Genomic DNA, 9,660 nt, shown 5'->3' with positions numbered 1-9,660 from the left:
GCTTCCGCCCGCTGCGTGACGGTTCGGCAAGGAAACGGGCAGCGGTCATGGAATTTCAGGGTAAACGCGTCGTGGTCATCGGCGGAGCCGGCTTGATCGGTTCTCACACGGTCGACCGCCTCATTCGCGAGGATGTCGGCGAGATCGTCATCTATGACAATTTCGTACGCGGCCGGGAGGAGAACCTAGCCACGGCCCTGCGCGATCCGCGCGTCACGATCTACGATGTCGGCGGCGACATCACCCAGGTCGACATCCTGGAATCGGCACTGAAAGGCGCCGACGGCGTCTTCCATTTCGCCGCCCTCTGGCTGCTGCAATGCCATGACTACCCGCGCTCGGCCTTCAAGACCAATGTCGAGGGCACCTTCAACGTGCTCGAAGCCTGCGTGAAGCAGAATGTCCGGCGGCTGGTCTATTCCTCCTCGGCCTCGGTCTATGGCGATGCCATCGAAGAGCCGATGACCGAGGAACATCCGTTCAACAACCGCAATTTCTACGGCGCCACCAAGATCGCCGGCGAGGCGATGCTGACCGCCTATTGCCACCGCTACGGCCTCGAGGCGGTCGGCCTGCGCTATATGAACGTCTATGGCCCGCGCCAGGACTATAAGGGCGCCTATATCGCGGTGATCATGAAGATGCTCGACGCGATCGACCGCGGCGAGGGGCCGACGATCATGGGCGACGGCTCGGAGGCCTTCGACTTCGTCGCGGTCGAGGATTGCGCCAAGGCCAATCTCTGCGCGATGCGCGCCGATACCAGCGCCAGCTTCTACAATGTCGGCACCGGCACCCGTACCTCGCTGCGCGAGATCGCCGAGAAGCTGGTGAACCTCACCGGCTGCAACCAGCCGATCAACTATGCCCCGCGCAGCCAGGCCACGCTGGTACGCAACCGCATCGGCTCGCCCAAGAAGGCGGCCGCCGAGATCGGCTTCACCGCCGAGATCGACCTCGACGACGGACTGCGCCGGCTGATCGAGTGGCGCGCCGCCCATAAGAGCGAGGTCGAAGCCCGCCGCGCCGCGGCGGCGTGAGCCCGGCGTCATGAGCGACCAGGCAAGCCGGCGCGACCTTGGCGGCGAGAACGCCGGGCTTCCGACACTCTTCGCGCGGCTCTGGCGACACCGCGAGCTGTTGCGCGAGTTGGTTTCGCGCGAGCTCGGCGACGCCTATGCCGGCTCCGTGCTGGCGAAGACCTGGGCGCTGCTCCACCCGATGCTGCTGATCGGCCTCTATCTCTTCGTCTTCGGCTATGTCTTCACCGCCCGCGTCGGCGCGAACCTACCCACGGTTCCCGATTTCGCGGTCTTCATGCTGTCCGGCCTGACCTGCTGGCTCACGGTGCAGTCGGCGCTCGGCAAGGCGACCAGCTCGCTCGTCGCCTCGACCAACCTGGTCAAGCAGGTGGTCTTCCCCTTCGAATTGCTGCCGATCCGGGCGGTGATCGCCGCGCATATCCCGCTGCTGATCGGTCTTTGCATCATCCTGGTCTATTCGCTGGTGCGTTTCGGCATCGTCAGCCCGCTCCTGCCGTTGATCGTGCCGGTCGTGCTCGCCCAGCTGATGCTGCTCTGCGGCGTCGCCCTCTTCCTTTCGGCGCTGGCGGTCTACATCAAGGACACCCGCGATCTCGTCCAGTTCTTCACCGCATTCGGAATCTTCCTGATGCCGGTGATCTATCTGCCGGGCTCGCTGCCCGGCTGGTTCGACATCGTGCTCTACCTCAACCCGTTCTCCTATGCGGTCTGGTGCCTGCAGGACATCTTCTTCTTCCGCTCCATCGCCCATCCCGCCGCCTGGATCATCCTCGCCCTGATGTCGCCGGCCATCCTTTTCCTCGGCTTCCGGTTCTTCGAGCGCACCCGCAGCGGCTTCGGAGACGCGCTGTGAGCGGGGGCGCATCCACGGGGCGGCCCGCGCCGGCGATCCGCGTCAGGAACCTGATGAAGGAGTACAAGATCTACCGGAGCCCGGCGGATCTGCTGCGCGAATCGCTGACCGGGCGTAACCGCCACAGCGTCTCGCGCGTCCTCCAGAACATCGATTTCGAGGTCGGCCGCGGCGAGGTTCTCGGCATCATCGGCCGCAACGGCGCCGGCAAGAGCACGCTGCTCAAGATCATCGCGGGCACGCTGAGCCAGACCTCCGGCTCGGTCGAGGTCAATGGCCGCCTCTCCGCCATCCTGGAGCTCGGGACGGGCTTCAATCCCGAATATACCGGCCGCGAGAACATCATCACCGGCGGGCTCTGCATGGGCATGACCCGGTCGGAGATCGAGGCCAAGCAGGACTGGATCATCGATTTCTCCGAGCTCGGTCACGTCATCGACCAGCCGTTCAAGCACTATTCCAGCGGCATGCAGGCGCGGCTGACTTTCTCGACCGCGATCAGCGTCGATCCCGACATCATGATCGTCGACGAGGCGCTCGCGGCCGGCGACGCCGCCTTCGTCGAGAAATGCCTGTACCGGCTCGACGAGATCGTGAAGCGTGGCGCGACGGTGCTGCTCGTCACCCACAACACCAACCTGATCCCGCGCTTCGGCAAGCGCTCGATCTGGCTCGAAAACGGCCAGGTCCGCATGGACGGCGATGCGAAGGAGGTCTCCAAGGCCTATGAGATCGCGGCCTATTCCAGCGTGGCGCGCCATATCTCGGAAGAGCCGCCGCCAGAGCGGATCGGCGACCAGCGGATCCGCATCGATGCCGCGCATGTCGACGGCCACGCCATGGCCGACAATGTCTTCCTCCAGGGCAAGCCGCTGACGGTCTCCCTCGACATCGAGGCCGACATCACCTCGCAGAGCGCCTGCCTCTGCCTCTTCATCCTCCGCGCCGACGGCCAGCTCGCCTGGTCCGCCACGACCGAGAATCATCTCGACGACAGTTGCGCCCCGGCCAGCACCGCGCTGCCGATCACGCCCGGACGGCACCGGGTCAGCATCGAACTGCCGCATCTCCTGCTCAACAGCGGGAGCTATTACGTCAACGCCGGCATCGAACCCTACCCGGACGTGGCGCGGGTCAGCGATTATCACGATTATCGCACCCGCCTCACCGAATTCGCGGTGGTACGCAGCGATTCGCGCATACTGAGCAAGATGTTCGATTCCCCCTCGCATTGGCAGATCGCCCCGGCCGACCCGGCGGCGGTTCCAGCGAAGCCGGAAACGTCCGCGCCGCTCCCGGCGCGCCTGCCCGGTGACGTGACCTTGCTGCCCTATCCGGATCCATTCCGGGCGGCCGTGGCGCTCAGCAATGATTGCGAGTTCATGGATGCCGAGGCGACCCGCGCCATCTTCCGCCTGCTAAACGATCGCAATGGCCTGGCGCTGGAGAGCGCCAATTCACTGTTCTTCTTCACCACCCACGCGCTCTGTCATTCGTCGATCAGTTATTTCGAGGGCACGAGCGGCAAGGAAAGCGCCGACGCTCCGTGGCTGCGCGAAATGGTGAAGGCCGGTTACATCGACACCATCCATGCCTATGGCGATTTCGACGCCGGCGGCTTCGAGCGCCGCCATGCCGAGCAGGTCGCCGAGGCCTGCGCCAGGCATGGCCTGAGCTTCGCCAACTTCACCAATCACGGCTCCGACCGGAACATCCAGAACCTCGGCCACACCGGCCTCGTCGGCTATCAGCACGGCGACGATCCGGCCTCCCCGGCCTATCATCTCGACCTGACGCGACAGCTCGGCTTCCGCTATGGCTGGGTCGACAACGGGCTCGTCGCCGACCCCGCGCAGACGGACGGGTTGCTCTATGACGCAACCGCACGCGACGGCTCGAGCTTGCGACTGATGCGGCGCTATCGCGGGCTCGTCGGCCAGGCGGCGCCGAACGCCGGCTCGCTGGCCGAGCAGATGACCGTGGCCGACCTCGACCGGATCGTCACGAACGGCGCGGCGGCGATCTACTACCAGCATCTCGGCGTGGCGCGGAAACGCGCCGATGGCGGCTTCGACAAGGCAGCCGAGCCCTATTTGCCGGGCGATGCCCGCGCGATCCTGCAGCATCTCTCCGAGCGGCAGCGTTCCGGTCACTGCCTCGTCACCACGACGTCGCAGCTGCTGCGTTTCCTCGAAATGCGCGACAGCCTGCGGGTATCCTGCGAGGGAGAGCTCTTGACGGTCACCTCCGACCTGTCTGGCCTCGGCACCGCCGATCTCATGGGCCTGACGCTCACGGTGCCGCGGCGCGACGGCTGGCGGATGAACTTCCTGCCTGCCGGCGCCGCGCCGAATGAGGCGCTCGCCCTCGATCCGGTGATCGCAGCCGATCCCGGCGATCCGCAGCGGCTGCGCCTGAGCCTGCCCTGGCGTCGCCTGCCGGAGTATGTCTGGTGAGCGCACCGGCAAAGCCCTATCCGGAATGGGCCGCGATCACCGAGGCGGCGAGCCGCAACAATGATCTCGGCTATGGCGATTTCGTCGTCGCCTGGCCGCTGGACTATTATCGTCGCCGGCTGCGCCAGATCGGCATGACCGGCTATGACCGCGTGCTCGATGTCGGATGCGGCTTCGGCCAATGGAGCGCCGCGCTCGCTTGCGAGAACGGTTCGGTGGTGGCGCTCGAAATCCACCAGAAGCGGCTGGAGACGACCCGCGCATTATCGCGCAGCCTGGGTCTGGACACGGTTGCGCCGGTGAGCGCCAGCGGCTCGTCGCTGCCTTTCGCCGATGCGAGCTTCGACGCGCTGTTCTGCTACGGCGTCTACATGTTTCTCGACCGGACTGCGGCGATCAGCGAGTTTCAGCGCGTTCTGAAGCCCGGCGGGCGCCTCTATATCTGCTCGAACGGGCCCGGCTGGTGGCTGAAACTGGCGGTCGAGCATTTCCGCAAGAACCGCGACATGTCGCGCATCGGCTGGCACGCCTTCCTGGCGCGCAAGCGCGACCACTTCCCGAACTCCACGACGGTCGCGGAGGTGCCGCGCTGGTTCCCCGCACCGGACTGGCGCAATATCCGCGCCGCCGCCGAGGGAGCCCTGGTCGCGGAAGAGCCGGCGCTGCGTGGCGATCGCCCTGAACCCGTCTACGCCCCGCGCTATCTCGGCTTCGACAATGTCATCGAGTGGACCGCTGATCGTGCCGGAGAGCCGATCGCGCGCCGCCGGGCTGCCGAGGCGCGGGTCGATGCCATGGTCGAAGCGACCCTGGCGGAAGATCGCATGTCGCATCAGGAGTTGCTGGAGCGGTTTCCGATGCCGCGGCCGGCCACCGACAGCGTCAACAACCGCAATGCGCTGGCCGTCGGCCTGACGCTAGAGAGCGCGCGCGCGCTCGACCGCACCGCGACGCTCCGCAAGCTCTTTTCCCATCTCACCGCTGGCTGCGCGTCGGAAGCCGACAAGCGCAAGGCCTGCATCGCCTTCGCACAGCGGCACTTCTATCATCATTTCGCCGGCCAGGCGATGAAAGGTCCCGGCGAGGTCGTCAGCGATCCGATCGCATCCCTGTTGCTGCGTGCCTGCCGCTGTGGAAACGCCGCGCGCTTCCTGATCGATCTCTTCGCAGCCAATGGCATCTCCGCGCGCCTGATCGGCGGGGCCTGCCACAGCACTGCCGAGGTCGAGCTGGACGGCCGCTTTGTCCTGGCGGAAGCCAACCTGTACCCGCCGGGCGTCATCCCGCTCAATGCTGCCGGCGAATGGGCGAGCCTGGAGGACGCGGCGCAGGATCCCGCACTGCTGGATCGGCCGCCTTCCTACGCCAACTACAACGCTGCCCATATCGATGCCTTCAGGCAGGCCTATCCCGAGGCCTATGAGCCGATCGCCCGGTGGCTCGAGGCGCCGATCCTGCCCTCGGTCGCGTTCTTCGGGGCGGAGTTCTTCGCCGGACGGACCGTCAGCCTCGCCCAGCGCTGGATCAAGCGCGGCGACGCGCGGGAATGGGAAGCCGATGTGGATTATGGCTGGAACGCCTTCGATGCGGTGCCTGGCGTGCAGGGGCCGGAGCTGGCGACTGCGCAACGCCCCGGACAGGTCAGATCGCTCTGGCGTGACGGCCAAACGCTGCGCTGGACGCCGCCTGCCTCGGCGGAATGGGCACCGCGACCGCGCTATCGCATTCACGTCGCCCGGCACTCGCGCGGCTGGCATTACGGCGCGCTGGCGGCCGACACGGACTTCGCCATGCCCGGCGAGATCTTCCACCGCGACGAGCCGGAACTCGAGCTCCCGGCCGAACTGCGGACAGGGGAGATCTTCGTCAGCGTCGTCGCCGAGGCACGCGACATGACGGGCGTGTTCAACCTTCCTTCGGAAGAGTTCGTGGTCTAGAGCTTTTCCGCGTTTCCCTGAATCGTGGAAAAGCTCTAATTCGTTGTTTTATCGTATTTTCCTCACGCGAGCCGGTGCCGATCTCGCTCGAAAATGCTCCAGCGGCCTGCCGTGATCCGCAAGATCGCGGGAAATCTCAGCGGGCTGGAAGAAGGTGCCTTGATGCGACCGTTGCGTATCCTTCATATCGGCAACATCGCCAACAACGCTTATTCAAATGCCAAGCTGCTGCGCGAGCAGGGGCATGAATGCCATGTCGCATTCTATGATTATTACCATTTTGCCTGTTGCTGCGAATGGCAGGAACTCGACGCGGGCGTCGACCGCTCCCTGATCGGCGATCCGCTGTTTCCGAATTTCTGGCGGCTCGGCGCGCAGTGCCCGACCGTGCCCCGCTGGTTCGCGCATGGCCCGCAAAGCCGCGTCATCACCTATCTGCGCCATGTCGCGGCCGGCGAGCGCCGACTCGCGGAGATCGCCTGGGCCTGCCTGCGCTATGCCCGCTTCAAGGTCGTGGTTGGCGGCGACACGCTGGGCGCCCAGCAGCCCTGGAGCGAGGCCCGCTTCCAGGAGGCTGTCGCGGGGACGCCGCTGACGCCGACTGATCGCCGCGAGCTGATGCAGGGGCGCATGTTCGAGCAGTTCGACAGCCTGGTGCGCCAGGGACTGCGCAGGGTCGCCGACGATCAGGCCATTGCCAGCCTCTCGCTGCCGCTCGACCGGGCCTGGCTCGAGGCGATCGGTCAGCTGGATCCGGCCGTGGCCGGCATGCTCGCCGGCTTGCCCGCCGGCCAGGTACTCTGCGCCGCCGGAATCGAACTCGACGAGGGACGCAGCGCCGATGGCTCATGGCCGGCGAATGCCGCGCCGGAAGACGCCGAAAAATTCTCCGCCCATCTCAAGGGCTGGCGCTGGCTGATGCGGCAATATGATCTCGTCATGGCCTATGGTCCTGACGCCGTCCTGCCTTTCCTCGCCAATGAGGCGCCCTATGTCGCCTATGAGCATGGCACCCTGCGCGACATCCCCTATGAGGACAGCAGCCTCGGCCGCCTGATCGCCAGAGCCTATCCGGCCGCACGAGCCGTCTTCGTCACCAATAACGACTATCTCACGCAGGAGCGGCAACTGCCGATCGAGCCGCAGCGCCTGAACCCGCTGCCCCACGCCTTCGACGAGCGGCCGCTGCGCGCCTTCGCCGAGCGGCACCGGCGCCAGCGCTCGCAGATCGTCACCTTCTTCGCGCCGGCCCGACAGGACTGGCTCCCGAAGGTGCCGATCATGATGAAGAACAACCACTTCGTCGTGCATGCCGCGCACGAGCTGAAGCAGCGCGGCATCACCAATTTCCGGACCATCTTCGTCGAATGGGGCGTCGATGTCGCCGCGACCAAGGCCCTGATCGACGAGCTTGATGTCGGCGAGCATTTCGTCTGGGTGCAGCCGCTGCCGAAGCACCAGCTCTGGGAGCATTATCTCGACTGTCACGCCGTCATCGACCAGTTCCTCCTGCCTTCGCTTTCGGGGGTGAGTTTCGAGGCTCTGGCGCTCGGCTGCCGCGTGCTGACGCGCGATGACGGCGTCGCAAACCGCCTCGCTTTCGGCGAGCAGCCGCCCTTCCTGGATGGTCACGACGTCGCCAGCGTGACCGAGGCGATGCTGCGCATCATCGAGGATCCCGACGACGAGGCCGGGATCGGCAAGCGCTCATGGGACTGGGTCGACCGCTGCCATTCGGGGCGCCGCATCGTCGAGATCCAGGAGCGGGTCTTCACGACGGTCATGGACGAACTCGCCAGCCCGGCCCCGGCACGGAGTGCCGCGAATTGACATCCCACCGGCCGCACAGCACAAGGCACGCCTCGTGGCCGCGCCCGGCGCCCGGAGCAGAAATCGGAAGGCATTTGCGTTGAAGCCGTCGATCTTGACCTCGCTGCGCCGCTACATCGCCAACATGGTGCTCCAGGATTTCGCCGCCGCCACGACGGAGCGGCTGTCGACGCTCGATCAGCGCCTGGCGACGACGGAACAGCGTCTGAACGAGATCCTCGGCGAGGATACGCAGCAATCCGAGCAAACCGGTGCGCAGATGGGCCTGGTCAAGATGCAGCGCCTGCTCGAAGAGCGCCTGCGCCTGCTCGAGGAGCGTGTGCGCCTGCTCGAGCCGGACAGTGCGAGCGCCGAAGCGATGTCGGCCCCCGACGCGGCCCGCACCAATCTGCTGAACATTCGTCTTGGCGAGCTCGAGAGCCGCATCATCACGGTGCTCGAAGGACCCTATTTCGATCGCATTGCCGAGCATATCCGGTCGGAACGCGCCGAGCGGCGCGACCCTGCCGGCTTGAGCTCGTGACCAGGCGGACACATCCATGACCGACGTCAGATACGAGCTCGGCGCCATCCGCGAGGAGATCGCCCGCCTGTCGGGCCAGGTCGAGCGGCTGCTGCAAGGCGGCACGGACACCGCCAATACGCTCAACATGCTGACCGTGCAGGCCAATGCGCTCAACAGTGGCCAGATCGGCGCGGCCAATGCCCTGAACGGGCTCGAAGTCGCCCTGCACGGCGTCACGCACACGCTGGCCTATCTGCGTGAGACGGCGGAAGCCAGCTCCCGCCTGGCCTGGCTGGAACGACGCGGTGCGGCTGCGATGCGGGCCCGCCTGCTGACCGGTGCGCGCGATGAAGGTCCTTCCGTCGTCGCACCGGCAGCGGCGGACTGGGATGCGCAGATGGCCGAGCTGCGTCGCCGTGCGCCACGCAATTTCGACGCCTGGCTGCACTGCTTCGAGGCCGGCCGGCGCGAATATGAGAAGCGTCTTCCCGACAGTCTTTCGACCGCAGCCCATGCCTACGCCGCGGATTTCGGCACGTTCATCCAGATTCACGGTCGGGGCAGGATGCTCGATCTCGGTGTCGGCCCGCTCGCGAAGCCGACCTATCTGGATGGCGTCACCGACGACAAGCTGGGCGCGATCGATCCGCTACCGCCCTATGAGCCCCATCCTTTCGCCTTCTCGCTCAGCGCCGCCGAGTTCCTGCCCTGGCCCGACCGTAGCTTCGACACGGTGATCTCGGCGACCTCGATCGACCATGTCTATCTGCTCGATGTCACCTTCGACGAGATCAAGCGCGTGCTGACGCCGGGCGGGCGCTTCCTGGTCTGGACCGGGGTATTCGAGAACACCCGTCCCTACGAGCCCTACAGCGCGGCGATGGACCCGCTCGACGCCTACCACCTGTTCCATCCCGGCGAGAACTGGTTCCCCCAGCTCCTCGAACAGCATTTCCGCCTGATCGAGCGCTTCGATATCGCCTCGGTCGGCTACTCCAACAGCTTCCTCGCCTACGAAGTCGGCTGAACTCGGGAG

Annotated in this window: 7 protein-coding genes; all 7 read left to right on the top strand. The window is 66.0% G+C overall.

Translation table 11 applies throughout. From position 1 onward, the window contains the following. Nucleotides 1-1,040 (top strand): NAD-dependent epimerase/dehydratase family protein (locus ACWGRX_RS25255; RefSeq protein WP_452119800.1); only part of this gene is annotated, 1,040 nt, incomplete at its 5' end. Nucleotides 1,041-1,050: 10 nt separating this feature from the next. Continuing rightward, a complete protein-coding gene (locus tag ACWGRX_RS25250; protein ID WP_452119799.1) occupies nt 1,051-1,896 on the top strand; it encodes an ABC transporter permease in 846 nt (281 codons plus the stop codon). 53 nt (nt 1,897-1,949) lie between these two features. Continuing rightward, nucleotides 1,950-4,352, top strand: a complete 2,403-nt coding sequence (locus ACWGRX_RS25245; protein ID WP_452119798.1) for an ABC transporter ATP-binding protein — start codon at nt 1,950-1,952, stop codon at nt 4,350-4,352. Beyond that, entirely contained in the window at nt 4,349-6,289 is a 1,941-nt protein-coding gene (locus ACWGRX_RS25240; protein ID WP_452119797.1) for a class I SAM-dependent methyltransferase, read from the top strand. The genes ACWGRX_RS25245 and ACWGRX_RS25240 overlap by 4 nt, the downstream gene beginning before the upstream one ends. A 162-nt stretch (nt 6,290-6,451) precedes the next feature. Beyond that, nucleotides 6,452-8,119 carry a glycosyltransferase gene (locus ACWGRX_RS25235; RefSeq protein WP_452119796.1) on the top strand — a complete coding sequence of 556 codons (1,668 nt, stop codon included), beginning with the start codon at nt 6,452-6,454 and terminating at the stop codon, nt 8,117-8,119. 79 nt (nt 8,120-8,198) lie between these two features. Beyond that, nucleotides 8,199-8,642: a hypothetical protein gene (locus tag ACWGRX_RS25230; RefSeq protein ID WP_452119795.1), complete on the top strand. Its 444-nt coding sequence runs from the start codon at nt 8,199-8,201 to the stop codon at nt 8,640-8,642. Nucleotides 8,643-8,658: 16 nt separating this feature from the next. Continuing rightward, the gene (locus tag ACWGRX_RS25225) at nt 8,659-9,651 is read left to right on the top strand and encodes a methyltransferase domain-containing protein (RefSeq protein WP_452119794.1); all 993 of its coding nucleotides are present in this window, start codon (nt 8,659-8,661) and stop codon (nt 9,649-9,651) included. Nucleotides 9,652-9,660: the final 9 nt, after the last annotated feature.

The organism is Allobosea sp. NPDC055594 (genome assembly GCF_053618995.1).
This window is presented reverse-complemented; position numbering and strand designations above follow the sequence as displayed.

What these genes read in the sequence shown, in the direction of transcription:
- ACWGRX_RS25250 (WP_452119799.1), top strand. Translation starts at nt 1,051, where the DNA reads ATGAGCGACCAGGCAAGCCGGCGCGACCTTGGCGGCGAGAACGCCGGG.
- ACWGRX_RS25245 (WP_452119798.1), top strand. Translation starts at nt 1,950, where the DNA reads ATGAAGGAGTACAAGATCTACCGGAGCCCGGCGGATCTGCTGCGCGAA.
- ACWGRX_RS25235 (WP_452119796.1), top strand. Translation starts at nt 6,452, where the DNA reads ATGCGACCGTTGCGTATCCTTCATATCGGCAACATCGCCAACAACGCT.
- ACWGRX_RS25225 (WP_452119794.1), top strand. Translation starts at nt 8,659, where the DNA reads ATGACCGACGTCAGATACGAGCTCGGCGCCATCCGCGAGGAGATCGCC.